At 38.0% G+C, this 17,828-nt stretch carries 23 protein-coding genes; 4 read left to right on the top strand and 19 right to left on the bottom strand.

Translation table 11 applies throughout. The annotated features are described in order from the left end of the window. Nucleotides 1-757 precede the first annotated feature (757 nt). The 3 genes from ACU1JV_RS15535 to ACU1JV_RS15525 form a co-directional block, all read right to left on the bottom strand. Nucleotides 758-1,576, bottom strand: a complete 819-nt coding sequence (locus ACU1JV_RS15535) for an alpha/beta fold hydrolase (protein ID WP_413986249.1) — start codon at nt 1,574-1,576, stop codon at nt 758-760. A gap of 269 nt (nt 1,577-1,845) precedes the next feature. After that, a complete protein-coding gene (locus ACU1JV_RS15530; RefSeq protein WP_013371533.1) occupies nt 1,846-2,109 on the bottom strand; it encodes a hypothetical protein in 264 nt (87 codons plus the stop codon). A gap of 273 nt (nt 2,110-2,382) precedes the next feature. After that, nucleotides 2,383-3,300, bottom strand: coding sequence for a hypothetical protein (locus ACU1JV_RS15525; RefSeq protein WP_413986250.1), 918 nt, complete (start codon nt 3,298-3,300; stop codon nt 2,383-2,385). Nucleotides 3,301-4,544: 1,244 nt separating this feature from the next. Here ACU1JV_RS15525 and ACU1JV_RS15520 point away from each other — a divergent pair. Both ACU1JV_RS15520 and ACU1JV_RS15515 read left to right on the top strand, forming a co-directional pair. Beyond that, nucleotides 4,545-4,736, top strand: coding sequence for a hypothetical protein (locus tag ACU1JV_RS15520; RefSeq protein ID WP_228392861.1), 192 nt, complete (start codon nt 4,545-4,547; stop codon nt 4,734-4,736). Nucleotides 4,737-4,971: 235 nt separating this feature from the next. After that, nucleotides 4,972-5,193 (top strand): DUF6199 family natural product biosynthesis protein, encoded by a 222-nt coding sequence (locus tag ACU1JV_RS15515; RefSeq protein ID WP_064964227.1) that lies wholly within the window; start codon nt 4,972-4,974, stop codon nt 5,191-5,193. A 646-nt stretch (nt 5,194-5,839) separates the two neighbouring features. Here ACU1JV_RS15515 and ACU1JV_RS15510 read toward each other — a convergent pair. The 8 genes from ACU1JV_RS15510 to ACU1JV_RS15475 all read right to left on the bottom strand — a co-directional run bounded on the left by ACU1JV_RS15510 (nt 5,840) and on the right by ACU1JV_RS15475 (nt 10,235). Further along, complete coding sequence (locus ACU1JV_RS15510) at nt 5,840-6,043, bottom strand: hypothetical protein (RefSeq protein WP_071558640.1); 204 nt, start codon at nt 6,041-6,043, stop codon at nt 5,840-5,842. Nucleotides 6,044-6,480: 437 nt separating this feature from the next. Then, nucleotides 6,481-6,876, bottom strand: coding sequence for a LytTR family transcriptional regulator DNA-binding domain-containing protein (locus tag ACU1JV_RS15505; protein ID WP_413986251.1), 396 nt, complete (start codon nt 6,874-6,876; stop codon nt 6,481-6,483). A gap of 15 nt (nt 6,877-6,891) precedes the next feature. After that, nucleotides 6,892-7,038 carry a cyclic lactone autoinducer peptide gene (locus tag ACU1JV_RS15500; protein WP_071558638.1) on the bottom strand — a complete coding sequence of 49 codons (147 nt, stop codon included), beginning with the start codon at nt 7,036-7,038 and terminating at the stop codon, nt 6,892-6,894. Then, entirely contained in the window at nt 7,016-7,570 is a 555-nt protein-coding gene (locus ACU1JV_RS15495) for an accessory gene regulator B family protein (RefSeq protein ID WP_071558637.1), read from the bottom strand. Before ACU1JV_RS15495 ends, ACU1JV_RS15500 begins: the two co-directional genes overlap by 23 nt. Then, nucleotides 7,548-8,180 carry a hypothetical protein gene (locus ACU1JV_RS15490; protein ID WP_071558636.1) on the bottom strand — a complete coding sequence of 211 codons (633 nt, stop codon included), beginning with the start codon at nt 8,178-8,180 and terminating at the stop codon, nt 7,548-7,550. The genes ACU1JV_RS15495 and ACU1JV_RS15490 overlap by 23 nt, the downstream gene beginning before the upstream one ends. Nucleotides 8,181-8,365: 185 nt before the next feature. Then, a complete protein-coding gene (locus ACU1JV_RS15485; protein WP_071558635.1) occupies nt 8,366-8,626 on the bottom strand; it encodes a group-specific protein in 261 nt (86 codons plus the stop codon). A 93-nt stretch (nt 8,627-8,719) separates the two neighbouring features. Beyond that, nucleotides 8,720-9,787, bottom strand: a complete 1,068-nt coding sequence (locus tag ACU1JV_RS15480) for a thermonuclease family protein (protein WP_413986252.1) — start codon at nt 9,785-9,787, stop codon at nt 8,720-8,722. A gap of 112 nt (nt 9,788-9,899) precedes the next feature. Continuing rightward, complete coding sequence (locus ACU1JV_RS15475; protein ID WP_413986253.1) at nt 9,900-10,235, bottom strand: YolD-like family protein; 336 nt, start codon at nt 10,233-10,235, stop codon at nt 9,900-9,902. A gap of 166 nt (nt 10,236-10,401) precedes the next feature. Here ACU1JV_RS15475 and ACU1JV_RS15470 point away from each other — a divergent pair, with 166 nt between their 5' ends. Further along, entirely contained in the window at nt 10,402-11,076 is a 675-nt protein-coding gene (locus ACU1JV_RS15470; protein WP_413986254.1) for a hypothetical protein, read from the top strand. A gap of 221 nt (nt 11,077-11,297) precedes the next feature. On the opposite strand, the gene ACU1JV_RS15465 is transcribed toward ACU1JV_RS15470, so the two are convergent. The 3 genes from ACU1JV_RS15465 to ACU1JV_RS15455 form a co-directional block, all read right to left on the bottom strand. Beyond that, on the bottom strand, nt 11,298-11,381 hold the full coding sequence (locus ACU1JV_RS15465; protein WP_223822117.1) for a putative holin-like toxin: 84 nt from the start codon (nt 11,379-11,381) through the stop codon (nt 11,298-11,300). Nucleotides 11,382-11,747: 366 nt separating this feature from the next. After that, a complete protein-coding gene (locus ACU1JV_RS15460) occupies nt 11,748-12,137 on the bottom strand; it encodes a hypothetical protein (RefSeq protein WP_413986255.1) in 390 nt (129 codons plus the stop codon). Between the two features lie 14 nt (nt 12,138-12,151). Then, nucleotides 12,152-13,297 (bottom strand): hypothetical protein, encoded by a 1,146-nt coding sequence (locus ACU1JV_RS15455; RefSeq protein WP_413986256.1) that lies wholly within the window; start codon nt 13,295-13,297, stop codon nt 12,152-12,154. 316 nt (nt 13,298-13,613) lie between these two features. Here ACU1JV_RS15455 and ACU1JV_RS15450 point away from each other — a divergent pair, with 316 nt between their 5' ends. Then, a complete protein-coding gene (locus ACU1JV_RS15450; RefSeq protein ID WP_413986257.1) occupies nt 13,614-14,474 on the top strand; it encodes an ATP-dependent DNA ligase in 861 nt (286 codons plus the stop codon). A gap of 50 nt (nt 14,475-14,524) precedes the next feature. Here ACU1JV_RS15450 and ACU1JV_RS15445 read toward each other — a convergent pair whose 3' ends face one another. The 5 genes from ACU1JV_RS15445 to ACU1JV_RS15425 all read right to left on the bottom strand — a co-directional run bounded on the left by ACU1JV_RS15445 (nt 14,525) and on the right by ACU1JV_RS15425 (nt 17,743). Beyond that, nucleotides 14,525-15,586 (bottom strand): fibronectin type III domain-containing protein, encoded by a 1,062-nt coding sequence (locus tag ACU1JV_RS15445; protein ID WP_413986258.1) that lies wholly within the window; start codon nt 15,584-15,586, stop codon nt 14,525-14,527. Nucleotides 15,587-15,735: 149 nt separating this feature from the next. Continuing rightward, a complete protein-coding gene (locus tag ACU1JV_RS15440) occupies nt 15,736-15,969 on the bottom strand; it encodes a hypothetical protein (protein ID WP_413986259.1) in 234 nt (77 codons plus the stop codon). Nucleotides 15,970-16,084: 115 nt separating this feature from the next. Further along, nucleotides 16,085-16,492 carry a hypothetical protein gene (locus tag ACU1JV_RS15435; protein ID WP_250271271.1) on the bottom strand — a complete coding sequence of 136 codons (408 nt, stop codon included), beginning with the start codon at nt 16,490-16,492 and terminating at the stop codon, nt 16,085-16,087. A gap of 25 nt (nt 16,493-16,517) precedes the next feature. Then, nucleotides 16,518-17,030: a hypothetical protein gene (locus ACU1JV_RS15430; protein ID WP_413986260.1), complete on the bottom strand. Its 513-nt coding sequence runs from the start codon at nt 17,028-17,030 to the stop codon at nt 16,518-16,520. Between the two features lie 266 nt (nt 17,031-17,296). After that, nucleotides 17,297-17,743: a nuclease gene (locus ACU1JV_RS15425; RefSeq protein ID WP_413986261.1), complete on the bottom strand. Its 447-nt coding sequence runs from the start codon at nt 17,741-17,743 to the stop codon at nt 17,297-17,299. Between the last annotated feature and the right edge of the window lie 85 nt (nt 17,744-17,828).

Here is a 17,828-nt window from a genome sequence, read left to right as displayed (position 1 = left end):
AAAATATTGAGCGAGTTGAATTTGTATTTGCTTAAGAGTGTAGAAAACTTATATATACAGATATGGAGAAAGATTTATTCATACTATTTATGCGAACGTAATCTATGAGGCTGGTTATTTATGGGCTTCCGGAAAAGTAAAATTAAACAAAGAAGAAATAGCTAAGAAAATTTCGTTATTCGTATTAGGTGGGCAGAACTCTCTTTAATGCTGCTTTTGCTCACTTTCTTAATATTGCTCATCCTCCTCCCAACGGATAAGAAACAATAAAAAAACACAAGCAATTACGCTTGTGTTTTGATGCAGCCTATATCAGATCACTCTCAAAGAGACAAGACCCTGAAACTGTACCACGTAAGGCTTCAAGCTCATCCAGAGCTTTCTTTAAATCACCGTCCATCGCTCATATCCTATTTTCATTAAGCACATTCCCCTCTGTACAATTCATGATTACTTTAGAATAATCCGCAAAAACGTTGCGCTTGCCATGCAGGTCCAGTCGCGAAACAGCCCCGGCAATTTCCGTAACTCACCGTGTGGAAAACGACACCCCCATTGAAAAGGATGCCTCAACACTATGAATAAAGTAACAAATTTCAGGATAAAAAATCATAGTTCCTAATGTCAGAAGAAGCCAAAGTATTAGACTGACCTTAGAAATTGAAACAGCGACAACTAAGACGAGGAAATAGGGTCCTTGACTGTCGCTATTGCATTGAACTAACGTATCCCGTTAGTTCAATGCAATAATATACAACTAAAATCCAAACTCTGTTACTCTTTCAAGCCACTCACGCATAAGTGGCTCAAATAATAGAGTCTGTTCAATCTGAAGATTATGGCCTGCTCGATCTAGAACGGCAAAGGTTGCTCTAGGATAATTGTCTAAAATTCTAAAAGCATCTATGTAACCAACAACTGCATCTTGTCGCCCAAGAGTAAATACTGTTGGTTTATCGAAAACTAATTCATCTATATTGGTGGAAAATCCATAGTTTCTTTGAATCTTGTTAAGAAAATCAAAGTCAGCGATCTTACAACCTGACACGATCTCTTCTGAATACCTTTTCCAATTATATTCATTGAGGACGACTTGATTTGCGCTAAAATCGCTTATTTGCTCTTCACTTAAGGTGTCCATAAACTCGCGATCACAATGAACAACAAAATGCTCGGGAAGTATTCTTCTTTTGTGTTCAGGAATAATTAATGGACAAATCAGTGCAGCCCCACCAATACGATCTTTATGTCTATTAATTATTCCTCTTGTAATATATCCACCGTATGATTCGCCTGCTATGAGATAATCTTGGTTTGGGACAAGAGTTTCAATAAAATTTATAACTGTTTCTAGCATATCATCTGAATTACATATTTGATCGTAATCCTTTGTTTGTCCCATTCCAGGCAGGTCAAGATAGATACGACGCCAATTGGAATTATTTTCAAATATCGGTTCCATGCACCCACTCATTAACCGATGGTCTGGTGTAAAACCATGGATCATTATAATTGGTTTGCCTTTACCAATTTCCTCGTAATATATATTGGCATTCTTGACTTTACAATATGGCATACAGACTCCTCCAAAATTGAGTTATTATTATAATATTCTTACACTAAAGAAGAATCTACATGTTTTATCAAGCAAACCAGATCTCCTTTCCGTTTCGTTTTGATTATATACGCATATATAATATATGTAAAGAACACTTGTTCCCTATTCTTGTTTTCGGAGTTAAACTAACCTGCCCGTTACTTCAATGAAAAAAAGCAGCCCCTCATGAACTGCCCTACTGCTAGTCACTTCAACAATAGGATGAGTTCATTCAAGGGCTACCCCATTTACCATGTAATCCAACCGCTCGTTCGTTTGTAACTGTGTAGGATCTCGTATTCCTCACTACGCATCAGTCGTTTCATTTTTGTTCTATACAGCCGATAATCATCTTTTCTTGCTACTTTACATTCTTTGTTGTAATGAACACTCTTGATTCCTTTACGGAAATCCTTAAGCTTCTCTTTTCTTGGATCTTTGGGCTTATTATTGATCTCCAGACTACGCTGTTTCTCATCTTCCCAGGATTGAATCTCTTCCCGTGTAAACATCTTCATCCCCGTTGTGCCGGGTTAGATTTTGGCATTTGAAGCCATGACCTTAGACACAACTAATAGAAGAAGATCTTCGGATTGAACATTAAATCACCTCTGAATTTATTCGCCCTTATTTTATCATATTTATAACTATCCTTCCCGTTTTACGCCTTCAATCAGTGTTTAGACAATCATTTTACATATTTGAAATTTGCAACTTTCCCCTCTAAACCTTCCTCATCCTGGTCCCTTCCTCTTCCACCATGAGCTCCCTTCTAAAGGAAGTCTTTATGCATAGGTATACTCCGGTCCCAATCGTTCGATAACTCGATCTAACTGTCTGGTTAGATAAGGCGAAACGTCACCAATGCCAGACACTGCTTCTAACAAGGGAAAGGATTGCCCACCCCACGGGCCTTGTGGATCAAAGACTTGTCTACCGATTCGCAAGCCTTCTGTTTCCCTGAAGATGTTCAATCGTTCCAATCCTTCAATAAGCAACCCGACCGGCAGCGTTTTGTTCCTACGTCGGGACCATTCTGCCAAGAAGGACATGCCACGTAATATATCATATTCAAAAAACCTCGGAAAACAAGGCTTCAGCCATTCCATATCGATGACGCTTCTATTTTGTTTAGAACATACAAGACGATGCTCAATTAAATAACGTGCGCCTTCATCTAAGAAAACGGCTTCCTGTTCAGTAAATTCACGGTCAGTATGCCATAAGATAGCTTCAAGCGGAGGAAGTGTTGAAACAATAGAGCTCTTTTTTGAATGAATATAAGCTTCAGGGTCGCAGTTCAGCCCGCCATCAGGTAACTGATGCTTTAAGAGCCATTCACGAATCCAAGGCAGTTCCTTGTCCAAATCACAGCCATACGCCATTAGAATCATATAGTATACGGCAAGTTCACAATGGCAGCAATCCATCTGCATCTTATCGCTTTCACTTGTTGGATGGTCATCGGGGGATATGATGAAGGTCGGCCAAACCTGAGTTTCGAGTAAATATTTTGCTCCAGTAATAGCAGTCTCGGGAATTAGTTTCACCTCTCCCATTTCATAAAGAGCAGCCATATGCCACCAAGCTCCATCCCATTTTCGACGGCTGCACTCGCCGTGAGTCATCCCCAAATGCGGAGTAGATTCAAGGAACTGTATAGATTCTTCGATTGCTAAACGAATATTTTGATTTGCTTCCATCTGGGTATCTCCTTTTTGATTACCTCTACTTCACACTTCAGTTAAGCAACGCCTCACCTCGTATACCCTTCCACTCTTAAAAAATTCGATATGTTATTAAACTATCCTGCCCGTTAGCTTAATGAGGCATCGTCAGAATATTACTTTATTTTTCAGTTTAGAACTTTATTTTCTTCTGACACCTATAATAAAGACCGCAAAGGCTTAAGCCCTTTGCTTCTGGCATTCTAAGTCCAATTTCTCCTTCTTGGTTTCGCCCCCGACCATAGTCGATCATCACAAAATCCAATGTTCGGTTGACAGACTTTTTGCTAAATTTTCTTTGACCTTGCGTCTTTTGTCAGCGAATGTTGTGGCTGATATACCATGAATACCTTTTTTATACTCTGCTCATATACTGTTGAGCTTTTAGATACAAAAGCTTTGCAGCAAGCCTTTCATGCACATCTCTAATGTTAGAGATTGCAAAACGGATATTGTTTGTAATGAGGAAATAGAACTTGTAATGAGCTGTTACTCTTTAGAGCTATCCACATCCAGAATGCCACCCAAGGGTGAGCCATCATCCAATCAGCTTATGGTCATGAGCGGCCACGCTCCACGGAATCGCTTATACTCTTCTGTTCTTTTAGGCTGTAATAGCTGAGCTCATGTTCAGGTTGCACACACTTTGACCTTTTATTGTCGTGATAACCGTAGACCTTCAACAGACTTCTTGAGCCTGGCTATCTCGTTATCCTTTTGTTGCATAAGGGTTTCAACGGCGATTAAATCATCGTTCTAGCCCTTAGCCACCTGTTGAAATCTCTATACCCCCTTTCTATATCTAGCTGCTGTGGTGGGTCTGGATCAATCCTTCCACTATTGAATGGTTGTTGCTCCACATCTCATTTATATGTTTTTCCACACTCATCCGCCGTCTCGGCTCCATCCACTCTTTGCAGCATCAAATGGCATTTTACAGTCATATACAATTAAAAATCCCTTTCCGCATTACTGTAAGTACACTGTCCGAATGCGTACACGCCTCTTCTTTCATCCGTAGGAGTATTTTTAAAATCGAAATCAACATTTTCAGTGAGGAAGAAACCTCTACATCTGGCATCATTACAACGATGCTTCGACAGACATTGTATAAGGCTGTTTTCTCTTTCTTTACTCCCTATGAGCTAAAATATGATATATCCTTACTGCCCTCAACAATGAATATGTTCTGCATAAACTATCAAAAAGGAGATGAGAACATGACTAGATTGTTAGATGCTCGAACATCTCAAAACGCAAGTTACGGTAATACGATCTCAATTCCCTTGCCAGCCAATACTGCTGGTGCCATCGCGGAGCTTGGTTTAGATGTAACGGAATGCCCTTTACTCTGTGAGTGTCTCCGAAACAAACCCAAACGCTGTACAAGTCGTCACCATCAATGCTTCTGATTACAATATCCCTCTACCACCATCAAATGAATTGGTATATACCTTATATATATTTTGCACAGCAGATGCTACCCGAATAGGAATAGAAAGTTTTAATGCTGTTGCCTACTCGGATTAAAATTCACCGTAACACGGAGAACAAAGCCCTCTTATTTTTGTTTCATCTGCTCTTGGAGACAATAATTTCTATCTGTCGTTCATTTTTTGGTATAATTTACTTAAAGGGGGTGATCAAATGGGAATTATGCTTATTCTTATTGCTATTATTTTTTTCGCGCTTGGTATTTTAAGTAAACGGAAACCCACTTGGGGATGGCGTGCAAACGAAGCCTGGAAAATCAAAGGTGACTCAGAACCAAGCGACGCTTACATTGATGACATGAAATTTAGGGGCTCTGTATCTATTCTCTTTGGGTTCTTCTTCTTAGCATGTGGACTTTTGGTTATCTTCCTGTAAGCGCACTTCCTTAAACTTCAAAGCTCGACCAGCGAATGTAGTAGCAGTTCCATAACTAGCTTCATAGATTTCATACTTTTCTTTTTTTGTTTCTAAACACTTCTTCGCGCCCTGCTGGCGTTTGTATTCTTCCCAGTCTACTTTATGAAACCAAAAGTATTTTCCGTAGCTATCCCTATAGGTCTCTATACAGAATTGAAGAAGTTCCTTCATTGATTTGTATGTATCTGCTCATGGCATGGATCGAACATGCACAAGGCATTTATCTTTACACCGTGTCCGCTTCTAACTATTTAAAACCTAATTCAATAATTTTTTGTGGGGAAATTGTGGGGAGTACTGCGTAGTCCAAGAAAATGAAGCATTATCCTCAAACAAAAAAATCCCTCAACGCTTAGAGCGCCAAGGGATTCCACATTTTAGTAAAGCGTCAGATATTGATCACGTTCCCATTGATGTACTTGGGTTCTGTACAAAAGCACTCAGTATTCCTTTGGGTTTCAACATATTTTCTCTCTTGAGTATACTGCAAAATATATTATGTTCAGATTATCAATATACTTTCAAATACACTTAAATCTTTAAAAAGCGCGGTCAAAATGCGGTCAAGAAAATAGCTTTAGTGGTCATATGCTAAAGCTATTTTTTATCCTTGTGATGCAAGAACTTTTATGTGATTTAGTATTTTTATGAGTTGTTCGTGTGATATTTCTTTCCCGCCATATCTCCAAACTTCATTCACTATTGACTGTACTTGTACTTCCTTAATACCTCCGTTTTCAACAGAATAAGTAAAAGTATCATTTCCTTTGATTTTCATCTGGTTTTCTTCATTTAATAAAATTACCATAATAAACCTCTCCTAAATCGTATAATTAAATCGTTGTTTACTGACAAGCTAAAATCTTATTTACTTCCTTCTAAAACAGAAAAGTTGGATCCCAACGGAATATGTGCGAAGATCTACTGACCACAGCGCATTATTTCTCACTTCTAAGAAATGACGGTAATAAAATCTAAAAGATATGTACACGCTGCTCAATTCTTCGGTTGTAGGATGAAAGATCTATACGAATGGGTAGTAATTAGTAATCACTTTTCCCATATTATAGTTTTTTCGGAGCAATAACATTCATCATTCCTCTACTTTATTCCTTGTTTAAGAATTATATCCACTAACATATATTAAATCCCATTATTAGGTTCTTTGGCAACATAAATTCAGGCGCTGGATGTGTATCATTTTTCGACATTTAAATACAATATTTTCAACAAAAAAAAGAGTTGCTATCTAGTAGCAACTCCCGTGAATATTATGTCTGAATTAATGAAACCCATCTCTTTTATAACCTCGTCAAACCGATGATACGCAATAGGGCACCTTTTTGAGGTTTTTGTTATATCACACTCAAAGTAAGCATCTTTGAAAATACCATTAACGATTTTTACTTTTTCTACATTAAGAGTGTTACTTCTGTCCACATTCAAAAAACGGAATCCGTTACTGTTCAAAAAGTTTTCCCAATGTCTAAGGGTTCCAATCATGTAGTAAGTCTTTTCAATTGTGTGAACTAAAATCTGGTCTCTCTTACGCCCTTTAGATATAAAAAGAACCTTATCCACTTGTACGTTTTCGCCTTGATCAATACCTCCAGGGTCTGCCGATACTGTTAAACTTAGCATTTTGTCATTCCTCGCTTATTTCAACAATTCTTTCGGTGGCTCGGGGCTATGAATCCAAGAAAGACTTGCTGTGCTAACTGACGCAACAGCAAGTGTTGTTAGCATTGCAGCAATATTGTAATACATACCAGCCTTTACTTTACTCAGTTTGTTTTTCTTCATTTCTCACACCTCCTCCTATTAGTGTTAAACTCTGAACAAAAAAGCTAGCGCCTACTACCGGTAAAGCCAACCACAAATTAAGTGCAATAATTGCAACTCCCGAAAATTTTAGCAATGGGTAGTGTCGCTTTGATATGCGTGTCTTCCCCTCTAGCCGTGATGGTGCGTAAACCAAGACAAGTACAATACTTATTATCGAAGTAATGACGATCCAATTGTAATTAAAACTTGCAAAAGATAAAGCGGTAAGTAGAACTGTAGATACAATAATACACGCTATATTGCTCTTTAAATGTATGCCTCCTACAGTTTGACGTAGCATCGAAAAAGATATCATTGCCAGCACAGCTTCTTGTATCTTATCCGTAAAAACTGAAATACCAATAGTTAGCAAAACAATTGAAACTGTGTTGATCGTAACGGCTATCCCATGTTTTAAAACATTTACGGGTGCTGGATGATCGGGGACAACAGTTTTGATGTGTGTTGCTATATCTAGAGCGATGGAGTCAAGACTTTTTATGGTAATCACGCTCCGTTTTTAATGCATAATACAAAAACATTACAGATGCTAGGGTTATGAATAAAATACTCAGAAAGAAATTGTTAAAGTAAAACATAAATGTACAAGCAGCTAGTACCCCGATTATTAAGATAACAACAAGTACATGTTCCCACCTAAAACGGAGATTTTCATAATCTGCTGTAAAGCCTATATTAAATTTATACAGAAACCACGAAACAGCTAACACCCATGCGCTAGTTACTGCTTGCGCCAATGATCCTTCTGCTGAAGTCTGCATTTCAGTTGTTAATGTACCAAAGAGCATCAATATAATTACCGCTTGGAATAACGTATATAGAAATGTGCCTGTAATGGATATTATAGCTGCCCAAATAATTGGCATTCTAACAACAGTGGTTATCAATAATGTGAACAATATAATGTTTATGGTTGGAGCAAAGAAAGATAACGATGTCTCTTCCCTCAAAATAAAGCTCTGCAAATTCATTATTAATCCAATAAACAATGCAGGCCATACATAGTCTAATGCCCTAACTCTGAAAATAGTTAACATTAAAACGAACGCTGCAAAAGTTTCTACAGTTGAAAAAAGCAAGAACCTTATAGGCTCCCACATATCACATAACCCCTTCGCATAATTGGTAACAAGCACACTTTTAATACTACATTTGCTACCAATGAGTGGCAATCCAATTAGCAGTGTAATTTGGTATAAATTGTGCATATGTAAGGTAATTTTTTTACGTGAAGTTATATGAAATTCAAGCAAAAATAACCTTATAGACAAGCCTCTTAAAATATCTATTGTTCTAAAAGCCATTGTTCTAAGAAGGCTCTCGTTTCACGAGCCGGAAAATACCATTTCCTCCCTATTTTCCGTTTGATAAATCTCGGATCGTAAAAAAAGGTATCGAGGATTGCATTCCAACTCATACAAGTTCTCTTCTTCAATTCTTTTGTATCCCAAAATATATATTCAGCATCAACTACTTCCACCAACTCCGAAACTTTTTTCAATATAAGTTTTTTCGCTTCCTTTTCATCTATACTAATCTCAATCAAAATTCTCATCCCTCTTTTTGTAGAGTGTAGTATTAATTAATGAAATCATAAAAATTCCTCGGATATGCACCGAGGAATAGTTTTTAACAAAGATTATCTTTCACAAGCTACTCCATCACCATCACGATCCAGTTTCCTACTATAACCTGGTTCACCTTCATAAATTGGATCGGCACCAGCAGCACGAACCGCAGAACAGTTTTTATAGTATACATTGCTTGATGATTCTCTTGGTTCAGAATAAGTTTGGACGACTTCCTTTTTAGGAGTAACTACTTTAGGCTTAGATTCTTTTACACTTGAATCATTACTTTTAGATTCAATCTTTGCAGTTGCCTTTTGAGCTGCCTTCTGATTGAATCCATCTTCTTGCGCATAGTTTTCAATACTCCAGATGCCTGTTCCACTCTTTTGAGCAGTAGCTTGAATCTCCTTGAATTGATCGACATATTTAACGTTTGGAGGATTTATGTAGGCCACCCGAGCATAACCTTTCTCGATTAACATTTCATTCAACATCTTATCTCCAACCCATACATAACCAAGTAGACGACCATACTTATCTCGTTCTGAAACATCAAGCTCTAGGGAAAGATTACCCTGCTTTAATTGCTTCAGCGTAAAAGCCGAAGCTTCTTTTGCGAACGGTTGGACTGGTGTACCCTGTTTTACGCTTTCTGGCGTATCTACTAGGAGTAGTCGAATCTTTTCCTCTTTCCCTTGAACTGATGCTTTAAATGTATCTCCATCCGTTCCCGCTATTAAAGTTATAGGAATACGTTTTGGTTTTTCAGAAGCTGCCTCTTCATTAGATGCTGAGGTAGAAACAATATTTGAAGTTTGCTCAGATTTTGCTGAAGTAGGTACCACAGAAGTTTGTTCTACTTTAGCTGGAACAGCTGGTCCTTTATTAACTAATTCCTGCTGCTTAGCAGTCGATAGATTGCCGATGAACGCTAGAAAGAAAATTCCGGCAAGTGAAAATAAAACTATGGCTAGTTTACTTTTTTGATTTGCTCTCTTAGCATTCTGGTATTTTTTATACCCCCAGTAGCCAAGCCCTCCTGCGATAATAAGCAATCCTAAATACTTAATAATCGCAACAGCTACAATTACTACAAAGATAATTCCTATGATCTTTCCCTTTCCATTACTTCTCATGATATCCCCCTAGGTATTTAGTTCTAGGATAAATATACCATGATCATTTTCCAATATATATACTTTTGTTACAAAAATCTCGCGAATATTTGTTATTCTCTAGATTTATCTGCTAGATACTTGCTGAAATGATATCCTCCAACTTGATCCAACTAAAATCATCTTCGCCACGAAACAGTTTTACTTCCCTGCGAGCAGTATTTATAGACGTGATTACACCTTTGAGTTCTTTGTCATCGAACGGGCTAAAAACTACCAGTGTTACAGGTTGACGTGTGTTGTAGGACTCTATAAGCGCTTGCTCGATCAACCGGACTTCCTGATCGTCAAGTTCCGGCTTGCCTCTCCGCTGACGGTCTTTCATGAGTTTTAAGTATGCTTCCTTGTGTTCTGGTATGATAATCCGGCTGCTTTCCCATAACCCGTTACCTTCTAATTTTTTCGACATGTATGTAGCCTCCTGATGTGTTATGTAGAAATTATATTCCGAACATATGTTCTAGACAAGACTTTTTGCATGCTGTATCTAAAACTTTTTTGCTAGAAAAATATTCCTAGGTCTGATAGACTATATATGGAATATATTACTGATCCATTAGGGGGAGAAAAAAAGCTTGAAGAAACCTGTTTATAAGAAGTGGTGGTTTTGGGTCATTATTGTTATTGTGATTAGCGGAATAGGTAATATGGGTAAAGATAAAGAAGAGAATAAGAACGCTAGTGATACGGGTACAAAACAATCCACTCCGGTAGATGCCACGCAGAAATCCACACCAGAAAAGAAAATTGAAACGCCTGTCGCTGTTTCTGATCCTAAGAAAGAAGCAGCAGATAAAAAAATGAAGCAGCAACTGGTTATTAATTTTGAGAAAACATTTTTTAGTGTTGAGAACAGTGGAGCAACTGTATTCAATAAATATAAATCAGACATGGATTCCTTAGGTAAAGGTAAGACTGACGTGTTGACGGTATATGGATCAACTAAGGACGCAAAAGATACAGCTTTATCGTTAATGTCACAATATAATGAGCTTGAAGTTCCAAATGCTTTGCCTTCTGAGGTTAAAGATCTTCTTGAACAATCCAAAAGACACTTGGCAACTGCCTATTACTCTAAAAGTGAAGCATTTAATTCAGTACTCTCATATCTTGATGAACAAAAACCTAGTTATATGAATGACTTCGAAGAGAATATCAAATTAGCAGATCAGGACACAATGCAAGGTGTTCTTAAACTAATGCAAGCAAAAGAGAAAGTCGGTCTTAAAATTACTGAAAAGAAGAAGTAATGCACAAAGAGCCCCGGAGCAATCCGGGGTTTTAATATTTCTATAACCGTTATGACTATTGTCAACAGAGGTAATTCCATTGCCTGTATAAAATGAATATGATAACATAAGAATAGAAAAAGGGAACGGCTACCACCGCTCCCCTGTACGACTTACCGCTATAAGAGCGGTCAGCAATTGAGGTTTGATCCAGAAATAGACCGTATCCTCGCCAGGGCGGTCTATTTCCGTTTATGGAAAGAAAGTATCAGAATCACCAACGTTGCGAATTGAATCATCAACATCAGCGTGTCTTTAACTTCCATGGCGTCACCTCCCTTCCGGGAGATTAGCCGACCACCCTTTATAGCTGTTTTGTCGCACAATCCAGATTATACCACAAACAAGCCCTAGGTAGGTCCCGAGACTTGTCTAATTAATAGAATTCAATTTTCAACTAGTGTTCCAGACGCTTCATCGTCTAAGATTTTGTAACCACTGTAAGGACAGATATATTTTCCTACCTCTATAAGACCTCTCCTTATTATGTATCTATTTATTGTTCCGTTTGCCAGTATGAGAGTCCTTCATTACTTGTAATTAAAAGAGATACTCAACCTAAAGAGTATGTTAACTTAACCTTTGTGAACTACTTAAAGCTCCCTTGCTACCACATTTGCTCATTATAGCTTCTATTTTTCCATTAATTTATTAAATATCTCTCTATCTTTGGAAGTAAAGTCGTTAATCCGTTTCTTTTGCTCGTACGTGTTGGTACTTGAATCCAATTTAATGAAGCCATTTTCACCAACCACATATACGATATTTTTTTCTATTTTATAAGACAAAACGTTATCAATCACTGAATTTGGAGCTTCAATTTGATGAGTGTATAGTATTGGAGGATCACCCGATCCTCCTCCCCTGTAAATCTGAAAAGTCCCATCTCCAAAAAACTCTAACGTATCTTTGCCATACGGGTACTTCCTTATCGTATCATCTCCAGAATTCGCTAGAAAAATTATAGTAGTAGTTATAACTAGTAGAGAGATCAAGATGTAAATCTTGTATCTGCGTTTCATCTGCAATTCACACCTCACTTCCAAGCTTTTTTTGTATCAGTTACTGTAACATAAGATGTATACTCATTGAGTGTTCCCCATGATTCCATTAAATTTGTTAGATTGGCCGCAGCCCAACCGAGTTTGTTGTCCCCAGTAAACATTTGTTTAAAATTATATTCAAAATTATATTTATCATAATATATTGTAGTAATTTCCCATTGTCCTTTTAAATATGTTCCATCTATTTTGTACTTCATTTTATGAAAAGCGTTATATAAATCTCTATCACTTTCAATTGCAATAGACCCATAACTTGAAAAAATTTTAACTTTTTTGTCGTTTGCTTTTTGTACTTCTTTTTCAATTACATACATATTATGTTCTTTAGATTTTTTAATTTGTTGCGCCTCATACGACCACTCGTTAAAGTGTAAATTTCCTGGTTTGTAATCAAGTGAATGCTGAAGTAAATTGGCTGTGATGTCCCCGTACTTCTTTCGAGCTATAGGAACAGCTACTAATGTAAATGCTTTACGATCAGGATAATGTATTACAGTATCTGTTGAATTCTTTATCTTCTCTACGCCTCGCACCCAAGTCTTTTCTAGTTCTACCATCGGATTTTCAAACGGAAAAATACTATTCCCTGCATACACTAACATATTCTTACTATATGCGCCTTCCAGTACTTTTTGCGAGACATCAGACTGATCCTTTTCTCTTGTTTCCATAGGTTCTAACTGAGGACTGTATTGAATTTTTCCCAATTGATCTTCTTTTTGTTTTAAAACAAGTTCAAACTCAAGGATCTCTTTGCTGGTATCAATCTGTTCTTGATACTCATCTACGTAAGCGTGTGTAAACGTAATATCTCGAATTGTGTTTTCATTTCTACCGATTTGGATATTACATTTGCGATAGTAATCTTCAGTATCAGGTTTATATTCTGTGTTTGCCCATGTATACAGCATGTTGGAATTATCCGCATTGTCTACAACTGAAGGAAGCGAATGAAGCGGAATTTTGCTTCGAATATGTAGCGAATGATTCAAGTTTGGAGACTTAGCTGAAAGGTTTATGGAACTATTATTCTTATAAGTAAAGCCAATGATTTCACCTTTTACAAACTCGATTGGTTCACCACCGGATTTGCGTTCTATTCTTAATGAAATGCTCATTGAAATAATCTCCTCTGTTAATTCAATCTAGTTTTGTAGGAAATATTTGTGAAAAACTAATTTCCAAATATTAATATATACGAAAAATATTAAATAGTAAACATATTTTCAACATGGTAAAGGGCGACAATAGAGTTTCGTAACCTCGGCAAATTATATGAAGAAGCTAAAACGAAATATACGCTAGCTAACACAGACCTGTTAGAAACGATAAAAGCTCTGCCGACCAATTAAGGTTAGCAGAGCTTTTTCTCTCCAATACTTACCGCCTTACTACTGCATAAATGAGCGTTATAATTAACTTGAGGTGGTCTAATTGTTTATTTCTCCAATGTTACTTGAAACAGCAGCGGGTCCATTCTCAGATTCGCGTTATATTTTTGAGCCGAAAATAGACGGCCACCGCTTAATATATTCGCAACAGAACGGCACTGTCCGCCTGTACACACGTCATAACAACGATTGCACGCGCCAGTATCCTGAGATATCTAGCGCGTTGTTCCCCTATAATGTCGTACTGGATGGTGAAATTGCCTGCGTTGATCCGATGGCTGGCATATCCGATTTTGAATCCGTTATGTCACGCTTCCAGGCGAAGAAAACGGACAAGATCATGCAACTAACCGCTTCCCTGCCGGTTACATTCGTTATATTTGATATTCTGAGTTATAAAGGCGAGGACTTACGGTCCCTACCACTAATGGAGCGCAAGGCTATACTCTCTGAACTGACGCTTCCTAGCACTAGTTTCGGTGTTGTCCCTTATATCGAAGGTGCTGGCGAAGCACTATTCGAACAGATTCAAACACGTGGCATGGAGGGTATAGTCGCTAAACGTAAAGATAGTATGTACGTCAGTCGCCGTTCAGCCACGTGGCAGAAGGTTATTAACTGGTCCTATGCTGACGTATTTATAACAGGTTATCGCAAAGAGGAATTCGGGTGGCTTGCAGGCGTACCGAATGAGAGTGGTAAAATGCGTCCGTCCGGCATCATTGAGCTGGGGGCAACGCCGACCCACAAGAAGGCGTTTTATGGCGTGTCTAAAGCTCTGATAACTGGTGAGGATCGCGAGTATGTTTACGTAGAGCCGCGTATAAGAGCTCGTGTTAAAATGCGTAATTGGACTAAAACGGGGTTGTTACGAAGCCCAGTTTTTACAGAGTTTATAGTCTAATAAAACAAAAAAAGCTCTGCCGCCCCATTAAGGTCAGCAGAGCTTTTTATTTATTTAGAGTATTCACTTACTTCAAACGTCAAAATACGATCAAACAGCATGTAGTCCTTACGGCTGCTGAATGGGCCTTTATTGTTGTCATGTTTATTAATCGCGTATGATGCTGATCCAGAACCAGCCTGTTTGCCTTCGTACCAGGAGATAAAGTCATTGACCTCTTTCATGCTTAGGTCAAATTCTTTTTCTAAGCCAGTTGTCATAGTGACCACCAGAATTGCACGATCTCCAGTAGTTGGCTCTGGATCAGGTTGACTACCTCCTCCTTGTGGAGTGGCAGACGCTTCATTGGAGTATTCAGAATCCACGCCATTCACCTTAGCGCTCACAACAAAGTAATATTTTGTTCCGTTGGTCAGACCTGGAATGACAAAGTTTCCATATGCATCTTTTGTAGCTGTTGCCGTTTCAGTGTACTTGCCTGATTCCGTTCCGTATTTTACTGTGTAGCTTTCGGCGTTTTGTATTTGCTCCCATTTTAAAATAACTTTACTGTCACCTGCAGAAGCATCTAAATTGAATGGAGCATTGATAGGTAATAATTCTCCGTCTTCAGCTATATCTATAGCATCAACTTCAAATTCATTACCTGCTTGATTATTTGTTAATTTAACAATATGCTTACCCTTGTCTAAATTTAGTTTTTCAAACAAAATAACTCGATGTTTTACTGGTGAACCATTCGCGGAATAATTCGTTATTTTCACACCGTCAATGTTTACTTCGATGTTATTAGATTGTAAAGTCCAGACTGGAGCTAGAATTCTAACCTTCTCGCCGGTGAAAGCAAATGAAATTGTCGCACCTATGTCTTTACTATAATAATATCCGCCTTTATATGCCTGGTCTGGCTCATCGGATGGCACGAAAGCAAACACTCCATTTTCTCTCAAGATTGTCTTATAAGTATCATCAAATCTCTTCCAACCTACTTCTGGTTCTGTAAGCCTGTCACCAACAGACGCAGCATAAATATTTGAATTTAACAGACTGACCGTCACAAGCAAAAAAGTTCCGAACAATATGCATATTTTTTGAAAAAATCGTATTCTCACTATTATTTCCTCCTAGTAATCTAATGAACAAATACTAAGGTAATATATTCCTCAAAGCATGTCTAAACATAAACTTGCTGATCTATAAATATAATCTAAATATTTGCATATTTATTTTTTAATGGGTATGAAAGAAGGGCTCATACTGGTCAAATACCAGTTGAGCCCTTCTTGACATCTACTCTAAATTCAAACTGCTTACGCAAGAAATAAGATCCATTAATCTTAACCGACTCCGGTGTAATCTTCTCCACTACTCCACCGTAATCTACAATATCTATCAAATCCTCTCCCAACGGCTGGACTACATATACTCTTACTTGGCTTAATGCAGCTGCAAACAGTTCGATGTCCGACTTTAACACTTTATATGTATGGTTCATGCTGATCACCTCAGAATAGTTATTCGGTGATTGTTGTGATTTTTCCTCCAATGAATAAGGTCCCGCTAATCTAAATTGGCGGGACCGTTTTACTTATTCCGTTTAGAATCCATAGCTAACCCAGTAGCTTTTCCTTCAATTCAATACTCCTATTGCTCTCGGCCAGCTTTTCAAGCACTTCTCGAGCATCCCACTCATGAATTGGATGCACTCTAAGTTGATAATCTTTTATAAATTTTTCAAACACTTCGTAACTTAACTCAAAATCATTAACTTTGAAATGTTCTTCAAAGTTCTTAGTGATTTTTTGAACATCGGGGTTACTTTGATCAGGATGCAATCGTATGTTAAATAACATACAAAGATTCGTGATAAAGTGTTGATCTTCACGACTAAGCTCTTTTTCTGCACACCATTTATCATATGGTGACAATTCATCTTCTGCTAAACGTAACAATACAGATTTCCATTCAAGCAAAATGTTTATACGCTTCTCAAGTTGAGTTATATCCGGGTTTTCCATGATGCACCTCTCATTTTTCAAGTCATTAAAGTATTACTTTGCTACCATAATAAATCAACCACTCCACAACCATCCCTACTCCTTCTGCGATTCCTTTACTAACGACTCCTCTCAATTCCTGAACGATTGCAGACCTTGCGCCTGCGGCTATTTCAGCAGTAGTCAATTCTACTGCTCCTAAGTAGCTTTCAAGAACACCAAAAACCCTATTGTTATATTTAATAACAGCTGCCACTGTCTCTGTATCAAAGAATTTTTCCAGAGTCCACCGCGACACAGGGTTATCGATAACATATCTTAATGCTTTAATAGCAGTTTCTACAGCCTTAACTTTCACCCCTTGGGTACTAACTTCCCCATCAGGCTGTACAGTAGGAGCAGGCGGAGTTACAGTATTAGCATCGATTGTTGGTGTTGTTCCGTATGTAGCAGTTACTGAAGATGTTTCTGCATATGCCGCGAAAGGAGTTATAACAGAGAATAATAAAGCAGTTGCCATTGAGCTCAAAATAGTTTTTTTAGCTAATTTCCATTTCACTTATACATTCCTCCAATATTTTGTATTTACAACAAAATAATATATAAAAGTGAATGTCGAAGTAACGGGAAAATAGTAAATTGTAATAAACAGTAAGGAAGTCCCATGATGAATTGCTTAAAATTCTAAGTATTTAATCAATAACATAAATAAATTTCAGGCTATTCCTCCTTCATAAATATGGTCTTTTGAACTATTAAATCTAAATGTAGTGTTGATTAATGTCAAAAACCCCCGCTAACCTAAAACTGGTTGGCGGGGTTTTACTATTTAACGATAAATTCCACTCGGGTCCCGTCTGCGTAGTCGTCCAGCTTGTGACCTACCCAGCTACCTGCGCCACGATTATCCTTTGGTGATATGTACTTAATGTCTGCACCCTCTCCACCTTCTGCACACATCGCCATAGGCCATTCATCGCGATCTTTGCCCTTCTTGGTGGGTACACCCTTTAGGGACAACTCGCGATTATGGTCGGCTCCTTCGCGGTCTATGGTGCATACTGATGACTTTCCGGCTGCTATAGCCTCTTTAATGTGCTGTGCTGTTTCGGGATAACGGTCTGACGGAAATTCCAGCTTGACTGTATCGGCAGATACCTGCGTTACCGGAACGGCTACAGGGTCGCTCTTAGTGGTCTTTACAACGTCTTGTTGTACGCTGCAGCCAGCTAATAGGACTGTTATCAACACGGTAAATATCCATCTAAACATATGTATTCCTCCCCCTATAAAACAGAAAAATACCCCATCGGCTTGAGCCAGCGGAGTGCTACCGATGCTTTCGGATTTATGTAGA

Source organism: Paenibacillus sp. T2-29 (assembly GCF_052921365.1).
This window is presented reverse-complemented; position numbering and strand designations above follow the sequence as displayed.

Coding starts and splice junctions, on each gene's coding strand:
- ACU1JV_RS15465 (WP_223822117.1), bottom strand. CDS start 11,381: ATGGAAGTTAAAGACACGCTGATGTTGATGATTCAATTCGCAACGTTG.
- ACU1JV_RS15500 (WP_071558638.1), bottom strand. CDS start 7,038: ATGAAGAAAAACAAACTGAGTAAAGTAAAGGCTGGTATGTATTACAAT.
- ACU1JV_RS15535 (WP_413986249.1), bottom strand. CDS start 1,576: ATGCCATATTGTAAAGTCAAGAATGCCAATATATATTACGAGGAAATT.
- ACU1JV_RS15530 (WP_013371533.1), bottom strand. CDS start 2,109: ATGTTTACACGGGAAGAGATTCAATCCTGGGAAGATGAGAAACAGCGT.
- ACU1JV_RS15510 (WP_071558640.1), bottom strand. CDS start 6,043: ATGGTAATTTTATTAAATGAAGAAAACCAGATGAAAATCAAAGGAAAT.
- ACU1JV_RS15425 (WP_413986261.1), bottom strand. CDS start 17,743: ATGTTTAGATGGATATTTACCGTGTTGATAACAGTCCTATTAGCTGGC.
- ACU1JV_RS15455 (WP_413986256.1), bottom strand. CDS start 13,297: ATGAGCATTTCATTAAGAATAGAACGCAAATCCGGTGGTGAACCAATC.
- ACU1JV_RS15515 (WP_064964227.1), top strand. CDS start 4,972: ATGGGAATTATGCTTATTCTTATTGCTATTATTTTTTTCGCGCTTGGT.
- ACU1JV_RS15490 (WP_071558636.1), bottom strand. CDS start 8,180: ATGTGGGAGCCTATAAGGTTCTTGCTTTTTTCAACTGTAGAAACTTTT.
- ACU1JV_RS15435 (WP_250271271.1), bottom strand. CDS start 16,492: ATGGAAAACCCGGATATAACTCAACTTGAGAAGCGTATAAACATTTTG.
- ACU1JV_RS15475 (WP_413986253.1), bottom strand. CDS start 10,235: ATGTCGAAAAAATTAGAAGGTAACGGGTTATGGGAAAGCAGCCGGATT.
- ACU1JV_RS15440 (WP_413986259.1), bottom strand. CDS start 15,969: ATGAACCATACATATAAAGTGTTAAAGTCGGACATCGAACTGTTTGCA.
- ACU1JV_RS15520 (WP_228392861.1), top strand. CDS start 4,545: ATGACTAGATTGTTAGATGCTCGAACATCTCAAAACGCAAGTTACGGT.
- ACU1JV_RS15480 (WP_413986252.1), bottom strand. CDS start 9,787: ATGAGAAGTAATGGAAAGGGAAAGATCATAGGAATTATCTTTGTAGTA.
- ACU1JV_RS15505 (WP_413986251.1), bottom strand. CDS start 6,876: ATGCTAAGTTTAACAGTATCGGCAGACCCTGGAGGTATTGATCAAGGC.
- ACU1JV_RS15460 (WP_413986255.1), bottom strand. CDS start 12,137: ATGAAACGCAGATACAAGATTTACATCTTGATCTCTCTACTAGTTATA.
- ACU1JV_RS15525 (WP_413986250.1), bottom strand. CDS start 3,300: ATGGAAGCAAATCAAAATATTCGTTTAGCAATCGAAGAATCTATACAG.